Source organism: Ruegeria sp. G12 (genome assembly GCF_056533565.1).
Window position 1 is genome coordinate 402,638 of record NZ_JBQFOO010000003.1, and the last position, 17,680, is coordinate 420,317.

General features: G+C 57.8%; 23 protein-coding genes. 18 read left to right on the forward strand and 5 right to left on the reverse strand.

Annotated features, from left to right (window positions below):
• Nucleotides 1–26 precede the first annotated feature (26 nt).
• Both ACR0JN_RS09740 and cobO read left to right on the forward strand, forming a co-directional pair.
• On the forward strand, nucleotides 27–962 hold the full coding sequence (locus ACR0JN_RS09740; protein ID WP_480815576.1) for a DMT family transporter: 936 nt from the start codon (nucleotides 27–29) through the stop codon (nucleotides 960–962).
• 57 nt (nucleotides 963–1,019) lie between these two features.
• On the forward strand, nucleotides 1,020–1,619 hold the full coding sequence (cobO, locus tag ACR0JN_RS09745; protein WP_480815575.1) for a cob(I)yrinic acid a,c-diamide adenosyltransferase: 600 nt from the start codon (nucleotides 1,020–1,022) through the stop codon (nucleotides 1,617–1,619).
• A 4-nt stretch (nucleotides 1,620–1,623) separates the two neighbouring features.
• Here cobO and ACR0JN_RS09750 read toward each other — a convergent pair whose 3' ends face one another.
• The 4 genes from ACR0JN_RS09750 to ACR0JN_RS09765 all read right to left on the reverse strand — a co-directional run bounded on the left by ACR0JN_RS09750 (nucleotide 1,624) and on the right by ACR0JN_RS09765 (nucleotide 4,560).
• Nucleotides 1,624–1,842 (reverse strand): hypothetical protein, encoded by a 219-nt coding sequence (locus ACR0JN_RS09750; RefSeq protein ID WP_480885347.1) that lies wholly within the window; start codon nucleotides 1,840–1,842, stop codon nucleotides 1,624–1,626.
• A 300-nt stretch (nucleotides 1,843–2,142) separates the two neighbouring features.
• On the reverse strand, nucleotides 2,143–2,508 hold the full coding sequence (locus tag ACR0JN_RS09755) for an SPW repeat domain-containing protein (protein WP_480815573.1): 366 nt from the start codon (nucleotides 2,506–2,508) through the stop codon (nucleotides 2,143–2,145).
• Nucleotides 2,509–2,617: 109 nt separating this feature from the next.
• Nucleotides 2,618–3,568 carry an AraC family transcriptional regulator gene (locus tag ACR0JN_RS09760; protein WP_480815572.1) on the reverse strand — a complete coding sequence of 317 codons (951 nt, stop codon included), beginning with the start codon at nucleotides 3,566–3,568 and terminating at the stop codon, nucleotides 2,618–2,620.
• Nucleotides 3,569–3,693: 125 nt separating this feature from the next.
• Nucleotides 3,694–4,560, reverse strand: coding sequence for a branched-chain amino acid aminotransferase (locus tag ACR0JN_RS09765; protein ID WP_480885348.1), 867 nt, complete (start codon nucleotides 4,558–4,560; stop codon nucleotides 3,694–3,696).
• Between the two features lie 159 nt (nucleotides 4,561–4,719).
• On the opposite strand from ACR0JN_RS09765, the gene ACR0JN_RS09770 reads away from it, so the two are divergent.
• From ACR0JN_RS09770 to ACR0JN_RS09845, 16 genes are all read left to right on the forward strand, one after another.
• The gene (locus ACR0JN_RS09770; protein WP_480815570.1) at nucleotides 4,720–5,232 is read left to right on the forward strand and encodes a MarR family winged helix-turn-helix transcriptional regulator; all 513 of its coding nucleotides are present in this window, start codon (nucleotides 4,720–4,722) and stop codon (nucleotides 5,230–5,232) included.
• Nucleotides 5,229–5,930: a response regulator gene (locus tag ACR0JN_RS09775; protein WP_480815569.1), complete on the forward strand. Its 702-nt coding sequence runs from the start codon at nucleotides 5,229–5,231 to the stop codon at nucleotides 5,928–5,930. Before ACR0JN_RS09770 ends, ACR0JN_RS09775 begins: the two co-directional genes overlap by 4 nt.
• A gap of 69 nt (nucleotides 5,931–5,999) precedes the next feature.
• A complete protein-coding gene (locus ACR0JN_RS09780; protein WP_480885349.1) occupies nucleotides 6,000–6,926 on the forward strand; it encodes a histone deacetylase family protein in 927 nt (308 codons plus the stop codon).
• Nucleotides 6,923–7,165 carry an exodeoxyribonuclease VII small subunit gene (locus ACR0JN_RS09785; protein WP_155146860.1) on the forward strand — a complete coding sequence of 81 codons (243 nt, stop codon included), beginning with the start codon at nucleotides 6,923–6,925 and terminating at the stop codon, nucleotides 7,163–7,165. Before ACR0JN_RS09780 ends, ACR0JN_RS09785 begins: the two co-directional genes overlap by 4 nt.
• Nucleotides 7,166–8,029, forward strand: a complete 864-nt coding sequence (locus tag ACR0JN_RS09790; protein ID WP_480885350.1) for a polyprenyl synthetase family protein — start codon at nucleotides 7,166–7,168, stop codon at nucleotides 8,027–8,029.
• 16 nt (nucleotides 8,030–8,045) lie between these two features.
• On the forward strand, nucleotides 8,046–9,974 hold the full coding sequence (gene dxs, locus ACR0JN_RS09795; protein ID WP_480885351.1) for a 1-deoxy-D-xylulose-5-phosphate synthase: 1,929 nt from the start codon (nucleotides 8,046–8,048) through the stop codon (nucleotides 9,972–9,974).
• A 202-nt stretch (nucleotides 9,975–10,176) separates the two neighbouring features.
• Nucleotides 10,177–11,367: a tyrosine-type recombinase/integrase gene (locus ACR0JN_RS09800; protein ID WP_480885352.1), complete on the forward strand. Its 1,191-nt coding sequence runs from the start codon at nucleotides 10,177–10,179 to the stop codon at nucleotides 11,365–11,367.
• A complete protein-coding gene (locus ACR0JN_RS09805; protein WP_480885353.1) occupies nucleotides 11,360–11,962 on the forward strand; it encodes a hypothetical protein in 603 nt (200 codons plus the stop codon). The genes ACR0JN_RS09800 and ACR0JN_RS09805 overlap by 8 nt, the downstream gene beginning before the upstream one ends.
• Before the next feature lie 84 nt (nucleotides 11,963–12,046).
• The gene (locus tag ACR0JN_RS09810) at nucleotides 12,047–12,220 is read left to right on the forward strand and encodes a helix-turn-helix transcriptional regulator (protein WP_480885354.1); all 174 of its coding nucleotides are present in this window, start codon (nucleotides 12,047–12,049) and stop codon (nucleotides 12,218–12,220) included.
• A gap of 101 nt (nucleotides 12,221–12,321) precedes the next feature.
• Nucleotides 12,322–12,699: a hypothetical protein gene (locus tag ACR0JN_RS09815; protein ID WP_480885355.1), complete on the forward strand. Its 378-nt coding sequence runs from the start codon at nucleotides 12,322–12,324 to the stop codon at nucleotides 12,697–12,699.
• A 100-nt stretch (nucleotides 12,700–12,799) separates the two neighbouring features.
• Nucleotides 12,800–13,006, forward strand: a complete 207-nt coding sequence (locus ACR0JN_RS09820) for a transcriptional coactivator p15/PC4 family protein (RefSeq protein WP_480885356.1) — start codon at nucleotides 12,800–12,802, stop codon at nucleotides 13,004–13,006.
• Nucleotides 13,007–13,534, forward strand: a complete 528-nt coding sequence (locus ACR0JN_RS09825) for a hypothetical protein (protein ID WP_480885357.1) — start codon at nucleotides 13,007–13,009, stop codon at nucleotides 13,532–13,534.
• Between the two features lie 147 nt (nucleotides 13,535–13,681).
• Entirely contained in the window at nucleotides 13,682–14,128 is a 447-nt protein-coding gene (locus ACR0JN_RS09830) for a DUF5681 domain-containing protein (RefSeq protein ID WP_480885358.1), read from the forward strand.
• A gap of 214 nt (nucleotides 14,129–14,342) precedes the next feature.
• Complete coding sequence (locus ACR0JN_RS09835) at nucleotides 14,343–14,618, forward strand: hypothetical protein (RefSeq protein ID WP_480885359.1); 276 nt, start codon at nucleotides 14,343–14,345, stop codon at nucleotides 14,616–14,618.
• On the forward strand, nucleotides 14,615–14,944 hold the full coding sequence (locus ACR0JN_RS09840; protein WP_480885360.1) for a hypothetical protein: 330 nt from the start codon (nucleotides 14,615–14,617) through the stop codon (nucleotides 14,942–14,944). Before ACR0JN_RS09835 ends, ACR0JN_RS09840 begins: the two co-directional genes overlap by 4 nt.
• An 841-nt stretch (nucleotides 14,945–15,785) precedes the next feature.
• Nucleotides 15,786–16,073, forward strand: a complete 288-nt coding sequence (locus tag ACR0JN_RS09845; protein ID WP_480885499.1) for an SOS response-associated peptidase family protein — start codon at nucleotides 15,786–15,788, stop codon at nucleotides 16,071–16,073.
• A gap of 18 nt (nucleotides 16,074–16,091) precedes the next feature.
• On the opposite strand, the gene ACR0JN_RS09850 is transcribed toward ACR0JN_RS09845, so the two are convergent.
• Nucleotides 16,092–17,555: a caspase family protein gene (locus tag ACR0JN_RS09850; protein WP_480815087.1), complete on the reverse strand. Its 1,464-nt coding sequence runs from the start codon at nucleotides 17,553–17,555 to the stop codon at nucleotides 16,092–16,094.
• Nucleotides 17,556–17,680 lie beyond the last annotated feature (125 nt).

Sequence of the window (17,680 nt, forward strand, 5' to 3'; positions counted from 1 at the left end):
CCCCGCAAAAGCGCAGGGTCGCGCCGATGGCAAAATCGTTAACATCGCATCGACCTGTTCTGGCCGTGACGCTGAAACTCGGCGCGCTGTTCCTGTTCACGGCGATGGCCGCGCTGGTAAAAGCGCTGTCCGAGGATTTCCCGCCGGGGGAGCTGGTGTTCTTCCGCTCGCTCTTTGCCATTCCCGTCATCCTCATCTGGCTGATTTCACGCGGGGAACTGGCGCAGGGCTTTGTCGTCAAAAAACCCATGGGCCATTTCTGGCGCGGTGTTTTGGGCACCAGCGCCATGGGCCTGACCTTCACCGGCCTAAGCCTGCTGCCCCTGCCCGAGGTCACCGCCATCGGCTATGCCACCCCCATCTTCACGCTGATTCTGGCCGCAGTGATGCTGGGCGAGCGCATTCGCATGATCCGCATCGGCGCGGTGGCACTGGGTCTGCTGGGCGTTCTGATCATGATCTGGCCGCGCCTTGGCAGCACCGATATCGAAGTCGCCGCCACGCTCGGCGCGCTCTGCGTGCTGGCGGCCACCTTTGCCCGGGCCTTTGTGCAAATCCATATCCGGCAACTGGTTCAGGTCGATCATCCGGCAGCCATCGTATTTTATTTTTGCTTAACGGGCACGCTGCTGTCGGGCCTGACCGCCTTTTGGGGCTGGACCCTACCCACGTGGGAACAGGCAGCGATTCTGGTCGGGATGGGGCTGACCGGAGGGGTGGCGCAAATCCTTGTGACCTCATCCTATCGCTTCGGGCAGGCCTCGATGCTGGCGCCTTACGATTATACCAGCATGCTGTTCGCGATTGTCATCGGTTATGTCTGGTTTGACGAATGGCCAACGCTGGCCATCCTGATCGGGGCCGCGCTGGTGATCGCAGGCAATGTGGTGGTGATCTGGCGCGAACACCAACTGGGGCTGGAACGCGGCAAGGCCCGCTCGGTCACGGACCCCAAAGGGTGACTTTACCTTTCGCCAACTTCCCCTAGGTTGGGCCGGACAGAGACAGAGGGTGCCCCCATGAGCGACGCGCAGGATCACAAGGAAAAGATGCAAAAGGTGCAGGCCAAGCACCGCAAGAAAGTGTCCGAGGCGGTCGATCCGGGGCGCGGTCTGGTTCTGATCAATACCGGCAAGGGCAAAGGCAAATCCTCAGCCGCGTTTGGCGTGGTGATCCGGGCTTTGGGCTGGGGCCAGAAGGTTGCCGTGGTGCAGTTCATCAAGGGCAAATGGAAAACCGGCGAGCGGCGGTTCTTTCAAGAACGCGATCTGGTGACATGGCATACAATGGGCGAAGGGTTCACCTGGGATACACAGGACCGCGAACGCGACATTGCGGCGGCCACCTCGGCCTTTGGCAAGGCCTGCGATCTGATGGCAAGCGGAGAGTATGATCTGGTGGTGTTGGACGAGATCAACATCGCCCTGCGCTATGAATACCTATCCGTTGATCAGGTGATCGACGGCCTGAACGCGCGGTCGGACAAAACCAGCGTCTTCCTGACGGGCCGTGATGCGCCGCAAGCGTTGCGGGACTATGCGGATCTGGTGACAGAAATGACCGAGGAAAAACACCCGTTCCAAGCCGGGATCAAAGCCCAGCGCGGGGTCGATTTTTGACCCCTCAGGGCCTTAGCGCCTGTTGATGCTCAAACTGATAGCGCAGCGATTTGCGTTGGCTCGCTGCGCTTCCGGGCAGCGTTTCGCCTGCCTGCCCCGCGTCCCGCAACGCCTGACGTTTCTGCCGTTCGACATAGGCGCAGTAGTCATTGTCGCAGCAATTGCACCCGCAGGCCGTGGCGGCATCGTGCCGCGCCATGATTTCGTCCAGCGAGTCGCTCATCTCGGATCTCATCAATCTTGTAACTTCCTCAGCCGGTTTCGTTTCCGGGGCGGTGGCTGGCCCTCGCACGACCATATGCTCAGCCAGCAGACCGCCCCGAAAGAAAGTGCTGGATGATCTGGCATCTGGCATCTGGCGTTTCCATATATCTGATGATTTTTATCGGATATTTCAAGTGGGGAATACTGTTGCTCTGCATGCTTCGGTTAACGCCGACAAACCCTGTATAGAGACAAAAAAGTGAGCCGCGCGTGGGCAACGCGCGGCTCGAAACAACGACAGCTTGATATTTTGGGATGCTCACGCCGCCGCTGTTTGCTCAGGCGCGCTTAGCGAGATGACGGCCACCACCGCCGCGCCGTTCAGCCAGTAGAACCACGCATCCAGGCCAGTGAACCCCAGCAGGCTGGGGGCCAGCAGGAACACGATGCCGACGGTCAGGTCCACCGCCAGATGGAACTTGTAGGGCAGCACCCGCCAGATCCCCAGATGATGATCGGTCAGCACCGTCAGCACAAAAGCGGCGACACCGGTGACAACAGACAGCCACAGCGCCAGCGGGTTGGACTGGCCCAGACCCAGCACAAAGGGCAGCGTCATCAGAGCAATGGCGACGGGGTAGTCGAGATAGGCGTGGATGTTACGGGTGATGAAACGGGCAGACATGGGACTTCCTTTCCTTGCTTGGCATGGCTCTAAGCTAGGGGAGGATCACCGAACGCATCAGCCCGGATCGTTCGGGATACATTGCAGATCGTTCGGATTGGTCGTCGGATCAGTGCATTGCCCGATACGCAGCCGGGGACAACCCGACCTGTTTCTTGAACACGCGCGAAAACGCGGCTTCGGATGCATATCCAACCTCGGCGGCGGCATCGGCAACATTCCAGCGGCTTTCGGTCAGCCCGTGACAGGCGATCTGCATCCGCCAGTCGGTCAAGTATTGCATTGGCGTGGTGCCCATCTTCTCGGCAAAAAGCTGCGCGAAGGCGGTGCGGGACATGCCGGCCTCACGCGCCAGCCCTTCAACGCTCCAATCCTGCGCCGGGGCCTGATGGAAGGCGGTCAGGGCGCGCGATACGCGCCGGTCCGCGAACCCGGCCAGCGCGGATTCGCTGGGGCTTTGATGTTCCAGATGCGCCCGGATGGCCTGCGCGAACAGCACTTCGGACAGTTTCAGCGCGATCAGATCGCCGCCAATCCGCGCGCCGCTGACCTCGGACCCGATCATGCGTAGGGTGGACTCGATCCATGCCCCGGCTTCTTCGCCGTAATTCTCGATCAGGATATAGGGCGGCAAACGGTCGATCAGCATATGCCCGGTGCCTTGTCGCCCCGGCGGACCTGTGAACGAGAAATGGCCGCAGATCAATTGCGTATCGCGGCTTTTGTCCTCGCCGCCATAGATCAGGACGCCGTCGCCGGTATACCCGGCCTCGTCCAGCACCTGCTCGAGCGGCAATGCGTCCAGCGGTTTGACCTCGTTGCACAGCAGCGCATGGGCCGAGCCATGCGGGATCAGGATCAGATCGCCCTGCTTCAGACGCAGTGTTTCGCCCGTGTTAGAGACGTAGACCTTCAGCTCACCGCGCTGGACGAAGTGAAACCGGGCGACGTTTTCAAAGGCCGGAACCTGGATGCCGAAGGGCGGCGTGAAGGACGTGCGGAAGTAAAACGTGCCGCGCAGGGACAGGCGGGTAAGGATATCGCTGAGAAGGTCTAACATGGCCATAATCTACACCCGAACGCGCACCCGTCCAGCAGGCTGAACGATCTGCAAGGTATTGCGGACGCTTGGCACAAAAAAACCCCCGCGAAAACGCGGAGGTTTCGTTTGTTGGTTGAGAATGATCAGGCGCGGACCAGCGCCTCATATTCTTCGGCAATCTCGCGGGTGATATCGCCGACCTCGAAGGTGTAGTCGCCGATCTGACCGACGGGCGTGACCTCGGCAGCGGTGCCGGTCAGCCAGCATTGTTCGAAATCGGCCATTTCCTCGGGCATGATATGGCGCTCAATCACGTTGATGCCCTTGTCTTTCAGCATCTGGATCACGGTCTGACGGGTGATGCCGTTCAGGAAGCAATCGGCCAGCGGCGTATGCACTTCACCATCCTTGACGAAGAACACATTCGCGCCGGTCGCTTCGGCCACATAGCCGCGATAGTCCATGAAAAGCGCGTCCGAGCATCCTTTGGCCTCGGCCTTGTGCTTCGAGATGGTGCAGATCATGTAGAGACCCGCCGCCTTGGCATGGACCGGGATTGTTTCGGGGCTGGGGCGTTTCCACTCGGCGATGTCCAGCTTGGCCCCCTGCATCTTGGCGTCACCGTAATAGGCACCCCAGGGCCAGACCGCGACGGCCATGCGCACCGGGTTCTTGGCCGAGGCCACGCCCATATCCTCACCCGAGCCGCGCCAGACCAGCACACGCACATAGGCGTCCTGCAGCCCGCTGGCTTTCAGGGCTTCTTCCTTTGCCGCCTCGATCTCGTCAATCGAATAGGGCATCGGCATGTCCAGCGCCTCGGCCGAGGCAATCAGACGCTCGGAATGTGCCCGGCTTTTGAAGATCTTGCCGTTATAGGCGCGCTCGCCCTCGAACACCGATGAGGCATAGTGCATTGCGTGCGACAGAATATGCACATTGGCCTCGCGCCAGGGCACCAGCGTGCCGTCCAACCAGATGACACCATCACGATCGTCATACCCAGCCATGCGAAACCTCCTGATCCGGGTTGATTTTCCGATTGTTGCGCTAGTTAGGTCCGAAGCGGACATAATGTTGCGCAAAAACTGAGAATCGATACCTGTCCACCCTTGGAATGTCAATAACGCTGACATAAACTCGGCCCGGTGTAATGAATGAGGCATGATATGTCCGAAATCCGCCCCGCCCCGCTATTTGGCGGCGAGAGCCTGTTGTTTCTGACCGACGAGCAATTGCGACAAGGGATCGAGGCCATGTTTTTCGCCTATCGCGGCTTCACCGCCGACCCGGACCGCATTCTGTCGGAAATGGCCTATGGGCGGGCCCATCACCGGGCAATTCACTTTATCAATCGCGCGCCCGGCACCACGGTCAACAATCTGCTGGCCATTCTGGGGGTGACAAAACAGTCTCTGAACCGGGTGCTTCGGACCTTGATCGATGACGGGCTGGTACAAAGCCGGGTTGGCACCGTGGACAAGCGTGAACGCCACCTGTTTCTGACCGAACAGGGCCGCGCGCTAGAGGCGAAACTGTCAGACGCCCAGCGCTCGCGCATGCGGGCCGCGTACAAGGATGCGGGGCCCGAAGCGGTGGCGGGGTTTCGTAAAGTGCTTGAAGCGATGATGGATGCTGATATGCGTCATGCCTACACCAAACTGCGGGATAGCACCTCATGAGCGATATGGACGCCCATCTTCTGATTGTCGACGATGACGAGCGCATTCGCGACCTGCTCAAGAAGTTTTTGATGCGGAACGGGTTTCTTGTGACCTCGGCCCGCGATGCGGCCCATGCGCGGCGGGTGCTGTCGGGGCTGGATTTTGACTTGATCGTTCTGGATGTGATGATGCCGGGCGAGGATGGGGTCAGCCTGACCAAGGCGCTGCGGGAAACGCACAGCACGCCGATCCTGCTGCTGACCGCCCGGGGCGAGACCGAGCATCGGATTGCCGGGCTTGAGGCCGGGGCGGATGATTATCTGGCCAAGCCATTCGAGCCCAAGGAATTGCTGCTGCGCATCAACGCCATCCTGCGGCGGATGCCGGAAACGCCGGCGCAGGATACGGCGGCGAAGATCCTGACACTTGGGCCGATCCGCTATGACATCGAGCGCGGAGAGATGTGGCAGGGCGAGGATCCGGTGCGTCTGACCGCGACGGAAAGCCAGTTGATGAAGATCTTCTCGGCCCAGCCGGGCGAGCCGATCAGCCGCGCCAAGCTGGTCGAGGATCTGGGCCGCGACAAGGGGCAGGCGCAGGAACGGGCGGTGGACGTGCAGATCACCCGCCTGCGCCGGAAGATCGAACAGGACCCGAAGCAGCCTCGGTATTTGCAGACCGTGCGCGGCGCGGGCTATATGTTGGCGCCGGATTGATTTGGCCGCTGCGCGGCGGTTTTTTGCCTTCGGCGAGGATATTTTTAGACAGATGAAGATGGGATCCCGATGAAGACTGCGCTTTTGACCCATGCCGATTGTCTTGGGCATGTGACGCCGGACGGACACCCGGAGCGGGTGGCGCGGCTGGAGCATATCCTGCATGCGTTAGAGTCTTTGGACCTGAACCGGGTGACGGCCCCTTTGGCGGCGGATGACGATCTGCAGCGGGTTCATCCGGAAAGCTACATTCGGGATATCAAGGCCGCGCGGCCTGCGAACGGGTTTGCGCAGATTGATGGGGATACCTTCATGTCCCCCGGTTCCGTCGATGCCGCTTACCGCGCGGCGGGGGCTGTCGTGCGTGCGGTCGATCTGGTGTTGGGGGGCGAGGCCCCGAACGCGTTCTGCGCTGTGCGCCCGCCAGGTCACCACGCTGAAACAGACACGGCAATGGGATTCTGCCTGTTCGGCAATGCGGCTTTGGCCGCGAAACACGCGCTGGAGCATCATGGGCTCAGCCGCGTGGCGGTGGTGGATTTCGATGTGCATCATGGCAACGGCACGCAGGACCTGCTTTGGGACGAAAAGCGCGCTCTGGTGATCACCAGCCAGCAGATGCCCTTGTGGCCCGGCTCGGGCCGCCCGGATGAGACCGGGGCGTATGACACCGTTCTGAATCTGCCTCTGGCCCCCGGCACTGGCGGGGCCGAGATGCGGGCGGCCTATGAAAGCCATGCCTTTCCGCGCTTGCGGGCGTTCCGGCCGGAACTGATCATCATTTCCGCCGGGTTCGACGCCCATCAGGACGACCCGTTGGCCAATCTCAACTGGTCCACCGGCGATTTCGCCTGGATCACGGCTGAGCTGTGCAAGATCGCCGATGAGGTGTGTGAGGGTCGTATCGTCTCGACTCTGGAAGGCGGGTATGATCTGAACGCACTGGCCGAGGCGTCCCGCGCCCATGTGGAAGAACTGATGAAGGCAGCCCGATGACTGACACCCCCGTTGACCAGATGACATTCGAACAGGCGATGAAAGAGCTTGAGGCCGTGGTCGGCCAGCTGGAACGCGGCGACGTGGCGCTGGATCAGTCGATTGCTTTGTACGAACGCGGCGCGGCGCTGAAGAAACGTTGTGAAGATGAGTTGAAGCGGGCCGAGGAAAAAGTGGCCGCGATCACTCTGGACGCCAATGGTCAGCCGACCGGGACCACGCCTGTCGAAGGGCTGTAGATGTTTCGCCAAAAGCTTGCGCAGGATGCGGCGCGGATTCAGGGCCAGTTCGATCTGGTTCTGGGCGCGCTGGACGATCTGGATGTGACCCGTGCGATGGCCTATGCCACCGAAGGCGGCAAGCGGCTGCGCGGGTTTTTGGTGCTGGAAAGCGCCCGACTGCACGGCGTCAATCCGGCCCGCGCGATCTGGCCCGCCACGGCGATTGAGGCGCTGCACGCCTATTCGCTGGTGCATGATGACCTACCCTGCATGGATGACGACGATCTGCGCCGGGGGCGTCCGACCGTGCATGTGAAATGGGATCAGGGCACTGCCGTGCTGGCCGGGGATGCGTTGCAGACGCTGGCTTTTGAACTCTGCGCCCGGCCCGAGGTTGGGAATGCAGAAATCCGAGCGGAATTGACCCTAACACTGGCCAAAGCCAGTGGTGCACAAGGGATGGTGCTGGGGCAGGCGCTGGATATTGCAGCGGAAACGGCAGCGCCTTTGACGCTGGCCGAAATCACTCGCTTGCAGGCCGGGAAAACCGGCGCTCTGATCGAATGGTCCGCCTGTGCGGGTGCGCGTCTGGCTCAGGCCGACCCGGAGCCCTTGCGCCAATATGCCCAAACCCTTGGCCTTGCTTTTCAGATCGCCGATGACATTCTGGATGTTGAGGGGGATGCCGAAAAGGCCGGTAAACGTCTGCAAAAGGATGCCGATGCGGGCAAAGCCACCTTCGTCTCGCTGCTGGGTCTTGATGCCGCCCGCGCCCGCGCTGCGGAACTGGTGGATCAGGCCTGCGATGCGCTGGCTGGGTACCGCGCGCAAGCGGAAACCTTGAAGGACGCCGCCCGCTTCGTTATTGCCCGGGACAGCTAAGCCAGGAACGCGCCAAATGTCTGACCGCCCGAAAACGCCCCTGCTGGACCTTGTGAACCGCCCTGCGGACCTCAAGCAGTTCTCGGACGCGCAACTGCATCAGCTAGCACAGGAATTGCGGGCCGAGACGATCTCGGCCGTGTCCGTTACCGGCGGGCATCTGGGCGCGGGGCTGGGCGTAGTGGAACTGACTACTGCCTTGCATGCCGTCTTTGACACGCCGCGCGACAAAATCATCTGGGACGTGGGCCACCAGTGTTATCCCCATAAGATCCTGACCGAGCGGCGCGACCGCATTCGCACTTTGCGCATGAAGGATGGCCTGAGCGGGTTCACCAAACGCAGTGAGAGCCCCTATGATCCTTTCGGTGCCGCGCATAGCTCGACCTCGATCAGCGCCGCGCTGGGGTTTGCCGTTGCGCGCGATCTGGGAGGCGTGACACCCGAAGGGCTGGGCGACGCGATTGCGGTGATCGGCGATGGCTCAATGTCCGCAGGCATGGCCTTTGAGGCGATGAACAACGCGGGCCACCTGAAAAAGCGGCTGATCGTCATTCTGAACGACAATGAGATGAGCATCGCGCCGCCCGTGGGTGCTCTGTCCAACTATCTGTCACGCATCTATGCCGAGGAACCTTTCCACGATCTGAAAGCCGCCGCCAAAGGCGTGGTGTCGCTGCTGCCCGAACCGTTCCGCGAAGGTGCCAAGCGCGCCAAGGAAATGCTGAAAGGCATGGCCGTGGGCGGGACTTTGTTCGAAGAGCTGGGCTTTTCCTATCTCGGCCCCATCGACGGCCACGATCTGGACCAGTTGCTGCCGGTTCTGCGCACAGTCAAGGCGCGCGCCACCGGGCCGATCCTGATCCATGTGCTCACCAAAAAGGGCAAAGGCTACGCCCCCGCCGAACAAGCCCGCGACAAGGGCCACGCAACGGCGAAATTCGATGTGGTGACGGGGGAACAGAAAAAGGCCCCGTCAAACGCGCCCTCCTACACCTCGGTCTTCGGCAAAACGCTGGTGGAGGAAGCCGCCCGCGACGACAAGATCGTCGCCGTTACCGCCGCGATGCCCGATGGCACGGGGCTGAACCTGTTTGCAGAATGCTACCCCTCGCGCTGTTTCGACGTGGCAATTGCCGAGCAGCACGGGGTCACGTTTTCTGCGGCCCTTGCGGCGGGCGGGATGAAACCGTTCTGCGCGATGTATTCGACATTCCTGCAGCGCGGCTACGATCAAGTGGTGCATGACGTCGCCATCCAACGCCTCCCGGTGCGGTTTGCCATCGACCGGGCCGGATTGGTCGGCGCGGACGGGGCGACCCATGCGGGGTCGTTCGACATCGCGTATCTGTCGAACCTGCCCGGCATGGTGGTGATGGCCGCCGCGGATGAGGCCGAACTGATGCACATGGTCGCCACCGCCGCCGCCCATAACGATGGCCCTATCGCCTTTCGCTATCCACGCGGTGAAGGCGTGGGCGTCGATCTGCCCGAGCGCGGAGAGGTCCTGGAAATCGGCAAAGGCCGCCTGATCCAGCAAGGGGCTCGCGTGGCACTGCTGTCTTTCGGCACCCGTCTGGCCGAGGTGCAGAAAGCCGCCGAGGCGCTGTCGGCCAAAGGCATAACCCCCACCATCGCCGACGCCCGTTTCGCCAAACCGCTGGACCGCGACCTGATTCTGGATCTGGCCGCAAACCACGAAGCGCTGATCACCATCGAAGAAGGCTCCATCGGCGGCTTCGGCAGCCACGTCGCGCAGCTTTTGGCAGAAGAAGGCGTGTTCGATTCCGGGCTCAAGTATCGCTCGATGGTGTTGCCGGACGCGTTCATCGACCAGGCCAGCCCTGCCGATATGTATGCGGTCGCTGGCATGACTGCGGACCAGATCGAGGCCAGGGTGCTGGACGTTCTGGGCGTCACCTCAATCGGCGAAAAACGCGCGTAAGTCCCGGTTTTCAGGCCAAAGGTCGGTGTTCGGATCGGTGGAAACTGGTGCCGCTGAAGGGCATCTAATACTTGTTTCAGGGTGCTTCACCATGCCCCAAGAATTTACTGAATGATTGATTTACAGTGATTTAGCTGTACCACTGTGTTCCACTATGCCCCACTGTATACTATATATAGAGGGTGGATAGAGAGGTGGTTGAGTGTCACGCCCTTTGAACAAGCTCAGTGCAGTTACCCTGAAGGCTTCCGCTCCCGGAAAGTACTCCGACGGAGGCGGGTTGTGGTTCCACCGCCGCGAAGATGGCGGGGCACAATGGTTCCTTCGTGTTACTGTGCACGGTCGCAGGCGTGAAATGGGTCTGGGGCCTTATCCCGAGGTATCGCTCAAAGAAGTTCGTCACCAGGCTGAGAGCTGGCGTGCCATCGCTCGTAAAGGCATAGACCCAATCAAAGAACGCGAACGTCTAAAGCGTGAGGAAGCCAGTAAGCTGCATCTGTTGAAGGACGTTGCCCTGGATGCGTTCGAAAGCCGCAAAGCCGAACTGAAAGGCGATGGCAAGGCCGGTCGGTGGTATTCACCGCTTGAACTGCATGTGCTGCCTAAGCTCGGGAAGGTTCCAGTCGTTGAACTGGACCAAAAGGATATCCGGGATACGCTTGCCCCGATTTGGCATGAGAAAGCGGACACAGCCCGGAAAGCCATGAACCGGCTATCAATCGTGATGCGCCACGCTGCGGCCCTCGGCTTGGATGTGGACCTGCAAGCCACCGACAAAGCGAAGGCCCTGTTAGGCAAACAGCGCCATAAGGCCAAGAACATTCCCGCGATGCCGTGGCAGGGCGTCCCAGCCTTCTATCAAAGCTTGGACGGTGGAACGACAACCGAGCTTGCGCTGCGTTTGCTGATACTTACAGCAGTGCGGTCTTATCCATTGCGAAACCTGCACCTGGATCAGATTGACGGTGAAGTTTGGACGATACCGGCAGAAGCGATGAAGGGACGCAGGGACGCGACCGAAGAATTCCGGGTGCCACTATCCACTGAAGCCCTTTCTGTAATCGAGAGAGCCAAGCCCATGGCTCGGGACGGCTACCTTTTCCCAAGCGTTCGGCGAGGTGTGATTTCTGATATGACAATGAGCGCGTACATGAAACGCCGTGGCCTGATTGAGCGCCCGCACGGCTTCCGGTCATCGTTCCGAGATTGGGTAGCGGAGACACAGAGCGTTCCATTTGAGGTTGCTGAAACCTGCTTGGGTCACGTTGTAGGTGGTGCAGTCGAGCGTTCTTATAAACGGACTGATTTTCTGGAACAAAGGCGCGCGCTGATGGAAATGTGGGCCAGCCATCTTTTAGGAGATGTCGCGAAGGTAGTACCGCTCCATGGCTAAACCGAAACCACCGAGAATCGAGCCGAGTGAGATACCACGCCGCCCGAATGATGAACTCGAGGTTTTTCTCGAAAGACTCTACTTTCGAACACTAAACAGCACACGCCAACTAGAGAATGGCAATCTAAACAGAGAGTGGATAGCCCTCGAAACTTTGGGTGCAATATTTCCACTGTTAGACGGCGACTTGGGGCACGAGGACGTAAAGAGCGCTTACCCATTTCCTAACTGGCGGGATCACACGGTCGAAATTCCGATTGGGATGCTTAGAGCTATCGTTGATGGATGGCAGAAGTATCGGTCATCTGAGAGCCTTACGCTTGGCCAGAGTTTTGGGTTCGAGCATCTAAACCGGCAGGGCAAATCTCCGATGAAAACAGTTTCGCAGCGGATCGATAAACAGCTGAGACTCGCTTCGTCAGTTGATGTTCTCTATCGGCAAATCGGGGATGAGCAACCGAGGAGTCTGGCAAGTGTTGTGGCAGATGTGGCTGAGAAATTTGGCGTTTCTGAAAAAACCGTAGAAAGAGCGTACTCGGAATATAGAGAGCAAATTCAGGAGAACCTTGAGAGAGTTAAGGGAATGCGAGATTGACGTCAAAACCTCTCGTTTCCCTGTCGTGGATGATTTAGTCGCCGCAATCCAAGTTTGTTTCATGAGCAATCATGGAGCAGCATAATGACCCTTCTTTCGTTCCAAGACCTTCAGAAGAAACTCGGCGGACGCAGTCGGTCAAGCGTTTACCGCGACGTTGATCTGGGTCGTCTCCCTCAACCTATTAAATTCGGTTCCCGCCTTTACTGGAACGAGGCCGATATCGACGCTGCAATCGAGAAACAGGTTGCCGCCTAAAAGAAACCCCCACCCGAGACACGGGCGGAGGCGCATTCTTTTAGGTGGTACTGAGAGAATAGCCGAAAGCCCGATGTCTTTCAACAAAAGAAGGACAATAGATGGTTACTTTCGAGCAAAACCAAACAATCAAAACCGAAGTCCCCCCGTCAAACGCATTGCGCGTGTATCGCTGGGCAGACCTTCCCAATCTGACGGCCCCAGCGCTGTATCGGGTCACCGATCCGGGTCAAGAACCGCGCGAAATCTACGCATCCAAGCACAAGCGCCAAGTCCTTGAGGGTTTGATGCGGTCGCCATTGTTCGCAGCCAGCTACTGTCGCCTCTCGGACCAAGTGCTGCCGCTGCGGCGCGATGACGGCGTGAACATCGAGTGCAAGATGTACCGTGGCGATGCAGACACCGGACGTCAGAAATTCGGCATCTACTTCCTTGTCAGCAAGGTGGAGTTGATTGAGACCGGCGGGGTAGCGGCATGAGAACCGTAGACCTCCAAGTCCGCACTATTCGCCGCAAGCATGGCCTTACTGAAGCCGCTGCTCGCATTATCGCAACCCTATACTATGGGGAGGGCCGCTAATGGCCCTCATCACCCAAATCCCCAAGAACAGCCGCGAGGAATTCCGTATCAGCCGGGATGACTTCCAAGGACATGACCTCATCAACATACGCGTGTTCTTCGTCTCCAAAGACGGAGAGATGCTACCCGGCAAGCAGGGTGTAGCCTTCAAGGCTGAATTGCTGCCGGAGTTCATTGACGCGCTCAGGAAGGCGGAGGCTGCTTAGATGGGGCGCGACAAGAAGAACGAGCGCCGTGGTGAACACTGGACCAAGATGGCGCGAAACATGATGGAGGAGCCCGCTTGGCGGGCTCTCTCATCTACCGCGCAGGCCCTGTACCCGTGGCTCAAGCTGGAATGGAAAGGCCCGGACAGCAACAACAACGGTAGGATCAGCATGAGTGTCCGGCAGGCCGCAGAGTGCCTAGGTGTGACCCGCAACACAACTTCGAACGCCTTCCGCGAGCTACAGGCCAAGGGCTTTATCGCAGTCACCCAACCACCCAAACTGGGCGATAGTGGAGTGGCGTCTTCACCGCTGTTCGAGCTGACAGAGATTTCTCTGCCAACAGCGAGTGGGAACAGTGGTCGCAGATTGTACAAGCAGTGGTCCGAAGGCGCAGATTTCCCGGTCGTCAAAGCCCCGACTCACAATCCCAAAGGGACCAACGGAAAAGAAAAACCCCGTCATCAAAACCGTGACGGGACCGTCGTAAAATTTGTGCCGGGAACAGCCGAGGCGGCACAAAAATGATGACGGCCCGTCCCAAAAACTGTGCCGAGAACACCCCATTTCGGCAGGGCTCCCGTCCCAAAAATGATGACATCCTTAATCTACCAGGGGGTCTGGGGGAAACGGACACCTTCTGCACCAACAATCCAACACAGCGAGGCATGAGCAATGGCGGATGAAACTGACCGCAAAAGCGGAACGAATACGGACGAGAGAAACCCGGACGGCACCTTTGCCACCGGCAACCCCGGCAAGCCCAGAGGTACCCGGCACAGGGTCACACGCGCGGTTGAGGAACTGCTTGAGGGCCAATCCGAGGCAATCACACAGAAAGCGGTTGAGATGGCACTTGAGGGCGACAGCACGGCCCTGCGTCTTTGCCTGGAACGGATAGCTCCCACGAGGAAGGACGCACCGGTCAGTTTCGACCTTCCACCCATCAAATCCGCCGAGGACGCGTCAGAGGCCGCTCAGGCAGTGCTACAGGCCGTTTCTCAAGGTGAGGTGACCCCGCTGGAAGGGGCAACCGTCATGGGGCTGGTGGAGCAGTACAGGCGGGTGTTGGAAACGACCGAATTGGAAAAACGCATTACGGCATTGGAGGCAGCAAAATGAGATTAAGCAGGCGCATCATCAAACTTGAGCAAAGTCAGTCATCGGACCTTGGGCAGACCGCCATTTTCCGGACCATCGTCAGTCGGAAACCAGACGGACAAGTCACAGAGCAGCTAACCACAATCCGGCACTCTGGCGTCCTGTTTCGCCGGGAAGAAGGCGAGACGGAGAATGCGTTCATTCATCGTGCAAACGGGACATTGGAGATATAGAAATGAGCCTGAAATCGAGAGTAGAGAAAGTCGAAAGAAAATCTGGTCATCAGGGCGGTGAGGAAGTGGACAGCATTATTGTGTGTTCGATGCCTCCCAAGCACCGGGAAGACGGAACGGTCATTCCGCGTCAGCCCGACGACAAGGAAGGCCGCACACCAGCATTTGCATACATCCTGCAAGGACCAAAGGCAGGTCAACAGGCGGTCAGCTTTGACGGGGAAACGCTGGATGAATTCAAGGCGAGAGTTAATCGCATTGTGGAGGGCGAGGAATGAGCATTCGTTCGAGATTGGGAAAGCTGGAAAAGACATTCCAAGGCAGCGGTGCGGGGCTGAGCCCAACATTTTTGACCAGCGCATCCGGCAGGATAATTGCCGCTGAGCTACCGCAACTCGGATTGCCACAGGTGTTCCGCTTCGATGGCGAGACCGAGCGCGACTTTCGACAACGTGTCCACCTTGAGTTGGTCAAAGCAAATTCCAGTCGGTCTGGTCCGTTTTACGAACTGCTGGACGCACCGACGTTGGAAGACTGCATGACGGCGTTGGCCGCAGAAATTGCAAAATTGGTAGGCTCAACACGTGAGGAAGTTAAGGAATGAAAACCTGCGCAAAGTGCGTACGTTGTAGAGCTTCATTGACCATTCCAACGGACTTGTTGCTGACGGTCATGCTCTTTAGCCATTCTGACACCGGCGGCAAAAATAACAAACAATTTGGCAAAGTTTCACAATCCCAATTTACCCTGCGCTATCACAATCCGCGCAGGAGAAGCTGCATGCCCGGACCTAAAAAACCAAAAGGATATTGGAATAAGAAGAGGTGCCACACGGTTGCCCTCACGTACGCCACCAGAGCAGAGTTCGCGCGAGGTGACAAAACCGCATACAACGTAGCAGCAGACGCGAGTTGGTTGGATGAAATCTGTTCCCATATGCCTAAAAACGCCAAAAGCTGCGGTAACGTCAGCCAAGGAAACTAGGTGTTTGAGACAAAGCCAAAAATGGCTGACTCTTGGCAGACCGGGGTGCGACGCGCCAAACTCATACCCCCTCTTGGAAATCGTTAACCCCCTAAAGACGCGCCGCACCGCTTTGGTACCAGAGCAGAATGTTGGAATTGTGTCTGGGACAAGAAAATAGAGGGTCTAAGGGAAACCCCCAATTTCGGAAACATGAATCAGAGGTTAGGGTTTTATCAACGGACCACTTGACCCAATCCGTAACACCCCCTCCGGATGAGGGGCTGGCCAAAACCCCCTCGTCCAGCCCCTCACACCACCCATCACTTTCTATTCATTTGTGACAGGCAGTTGTGGTTGTCCCTGGCGGCATGAAGCAAGTGCATCCTGTTAGCCGCTCCGCGTACATTCACTATTTTGGGGGAAGAGGAGATAAGCTGGCAAACTAATTGTCTAGGCGACGTTAAGTAACGCTGTCATTTCTGTTCCGGCCACCGTTTGCCTTTGCCGGGATATGGCAGGAGTCCCGCTACGAGGGTAAAGAAGGTCCCGAGGCCGTCGAGACATACACTGTGGTTACGACCACAGCGAATGAGATTGTGAAGCCCATACATCCTCAGAGAATGCCGGTGATCCTAAGTCCCAGCGACTATGAGCAGTGGATGGATGGCAGTCCTGACGACGCTTTCGAGCTTCTGCAGCCGTATGACGCCGACGGCATCCAAGTCGTTCTTAGCGGTGAGGGTGAGAAATCGGACAAGTTAATTTGACTTTTTTGGCACTATTTTTCAATCAGTATGGCCGTCTATTTCGCTAAGAGTTCTTTTTAATCGATTTCGGATTTGTTGGATTTCTGTCAGTCTAGATTCGTATTGATCCTGTGTGAGGCTTTGACCTTCAAGTTGACTTCGCAGTGCTTTCAACTCTTTGTCTTGGTTCGCATTTGTGTCGCTCAAATTTGCTTCACTCTTTATTGTACTCTTTGCAGTTGCCCGCTGCTTCGAGGCCAGTTCCCTTTTCCATTCTAAGACCATTGCGTCAGTGACTTGCCGACGCAATTCGGCAACAAAAGCATGGTCAATTCTTCCGTTACCGGTAAGGCCGTAAGCAACTGAAAACTCACCAGCGGCACCGACAGTTCGATTACCTAAGATACCATCCACTTGGCCTGGACTGTAACCACCTGCGTTCAGGCGTTCCTGTATTTCGTGAACCAGTTCTTTCGTCATTAAGAAAGGTACTTCGTCAAGTTTCTGAGTATCCGATGCTGAGGTTTCTTCATCTTTGGACAAGCTGGGTACTTGACTATCGAGTTTTGCCAAACGGCGTTCCGCTATCGAACGGAACTTGCCTTCCGGGAACTGTGAAAGGTAATCGCGATAATCCGCGTCCGTTCCGCCTCGTTCGGTCGCCTGCCAAAAGGCAAGCTCCAAAGCCTCAGAGGACGAGCTTTGAATTCTGTCGTCTTCGCTCTTTGGCTGAATGGGTTTTTGGTTTAAGAACACTTGCCGCGAAGACAACGTGCCGTAGAAGAAAGGTTCCTGCACGTGACTTGTCGCTTCCAGAACGTCATCCCGGACGCGCCGGACAAGCTGCCCAACCTCGAGGTTCGGCTCATTGAGTGCTGCCAACAAAGCTCTGGCAAATGGGCTATTGCGTCCGACACCATCATTGGCCACAGTGCCATGGCGAGCGGCATAGAAGATAAGACTGCTTCCCGAAGGCTCAATGTCAGCCAGTCCTCTACCGATTGACCGACTTGTGCCGTTCGAGAATGCCATCGTATTCAAAAACGGATTATCGCGGCAAGCGTCCAGCAAAATCAGTTGGAGCTCTGTTGCACCTTGAACCGAGCGCTCCAGCAAGCTCAAAGGGACAGTTTCGAATTCAATATCGAGGTCCGATTTCAGAGATGCGTCGGTTGGAATAAGGTAGTTTTTGCGCTCAATCTCAACACCGTGCCCCGCAAAGTAGATTATGGCGTGTTTGGCACCAGCGCTCTCGTTTCGAAACTCTCGTAGCGCCTGCTCCATCGCATGTTTTTCCAAGTCGACATGTCGAGTTACAGCATATCCCAGACTGGATAGAGTCGATGCGATATCACTGGCGTCGTTCAGTGGGTTGTTAAGGTCACTGAAGTCTCCGTAACTAGCATTGCCAATGACCAAGGCAAACCTATCTGATGCTGCGGCAGAAAATGGCAGGGATAATGCCAAAATAATCCAAGAAATAGTCTTAAACAAATACGCCAAAAGTCCACTCCCGTGGTTTGCTGCTAGAGTATCTCACAAAGCTCTTGCCGGTCAAATTCCCACAGAAAAAAGTAATCTTTTTACAGTAGCTTCAAGAATTCCATAATCCTAATCGCAAAACAAAT

What these genes read in the sequence shown, in the direction of transcription:
- ACR0JN_RS09740 (WP_480815576.1), top strand. Translation starts at nt 27, where the DNA reads ATGGCAAAATCGTTAACATCGCATCGACCTGTTCTGGCCGTGACGCTG.
- cobO (WP_480815575.1), top strand. Translation starts at nt 1,020, where the DNA reads ATGAGCGACGCGCAGGATCACAAGGAAAAGATGCAAAAGGTGCAGGCC.
- ACR0JN_RS09750 (WP_480885347.1), bottom strand. Translation starts at nt 1,842, where the DNA reads ATGAGCGACTCGCTGGACGAAATCATGGCGCGGCACGATGCCGCCACG.
- ACR0JN_RS09755 (WP_480815573.1), bottom strand. Translation starts at nt 2,508, where the DNA reads ATGTCTGCCCGTTTCATCACCCGTAACATCCACGCCTATCTCGACTAC.
- ACR0JN_RS09760 (WP_480815572.1), bottom strand. Translation starts at nt 3,568, where the DNA reads ATGTTAGACCTTCTCAGCGATATCCTTACCCGCCTGTCCCTGCGCGGC.
- ACR0JN_RS09765 (WP_480885348.1), bottom strand. Translation starts at nt 4,560, where the DNA reads ATGGCTGGGTATGACGATCGTGATGGTGTCATCTGGTTGGACGGCACG.
- ACR0JN_RS09770 (WP_480815570.1), top strand. Translation starts at nt 4,720, where the DNA reads ATGTCCGAAATCCGCCCCGCCCCGCTATTTGGCGGCGAGAGCCTGTTG.
- ACR0JN_RS09775 (WP_480815569.1), top strand. Translation starts at nt 5,229, where the DNA reads ATGAGCGATATGGACGCCCATCTTCTGATTGTCGACGATGACGAGCGC.
- ACR0JN_RS09780 (WP_480885349.1), top strand. Translation starts at nt 6,000, where the DNA reads ATGAAGACTGCGCTTTTGACCCATGCCGATTGTCTTGGGCATGTGACG.
- ACR0JN_RS09785 (WP_155146860.1), top strand. Translation starts at nt 6,923, where the DNA reads ATGACTGACACCCCCGTTGACCAGATGACATTCGAACAGGCGATGAAA.
- ACR0JN_RS09790 (WP_480885350.1), top strand. Translation starts at nt 7,166, where the DNA reads ATGTTTCGCCAAAAGCTTGCGCAGGATGCGGCGCGGATTCAGGGCCAG.
- dxs (WP_480885351.1), top strand. Translation starts at nt 8,046, where the DNA reads ATGTCTGACCGCCCGAAAACGCCCCTGCTGGACCTTGTGAACCGCCCT.
- ACR0JN_RS09805 (WP_480885353.1), top strand. Translation starts at nt 11,360, where the DNA reads ATGGCTAAACCGAAACCACCGAGAATCGAGCCGAGTGAGATACCACGC.
- ACR0JN_RS09810 (WP_480885354.1), top strand. Translation starts at nt 12,047, where the DNA reads ATGACCCTTCTTTCGTTCCAAGACCTTCAGAAGAAACTCGGCGGACGC.
- ACR0JN_RS09815 (WP_480885355.1), top strand. Translation starts at nt 12,322, where the DNA reads ATGGTTACTTTCGAGCAAAACCAAACAATCAAAACCGAAGTCCCCCCG.
- ACR0JN_RS09820 (WP_480885356.1), top strand. Translation starts at nt 12,800, where the DNA reads ATGGCCCTCATCACCCAAATCCCCAAGAACAGCCGCGAGGAATTCCGT.
- ACR0JN_RS09825 (WP_480885357.1), top strand. Translation starts at nt 13,007, where the DNA reads ATGGGGCGCGACAAGAAGAACGAGCGCCGTGGTGAACACTGGACCAAG.
- ACR0JN_RS09830 (WP_480885358.1), top strand. Translation starts at nt 13,682, where the DNA reads ATGGCGGATGAAACTGACCGCAAAAGCGGAACGAATACGGACGAGAGA.
- ACR0JN_RS09835 (WP_480885359.1), top strand. Translation starts at nt 14,343, where the DNA reads ATGAGCCTGAAATCGAGAGTAGAGAAAGTCGAAAGAAAATCTGGTCAT.
- ACR0JN_RS09840 (WP_480885360.1), top strand. Translation starts at nt 14,615, where the DNA reads ATGAGCATTCGTTCGAGATTGGGAAAGCTGGAAAAGACATTCCAAGGC.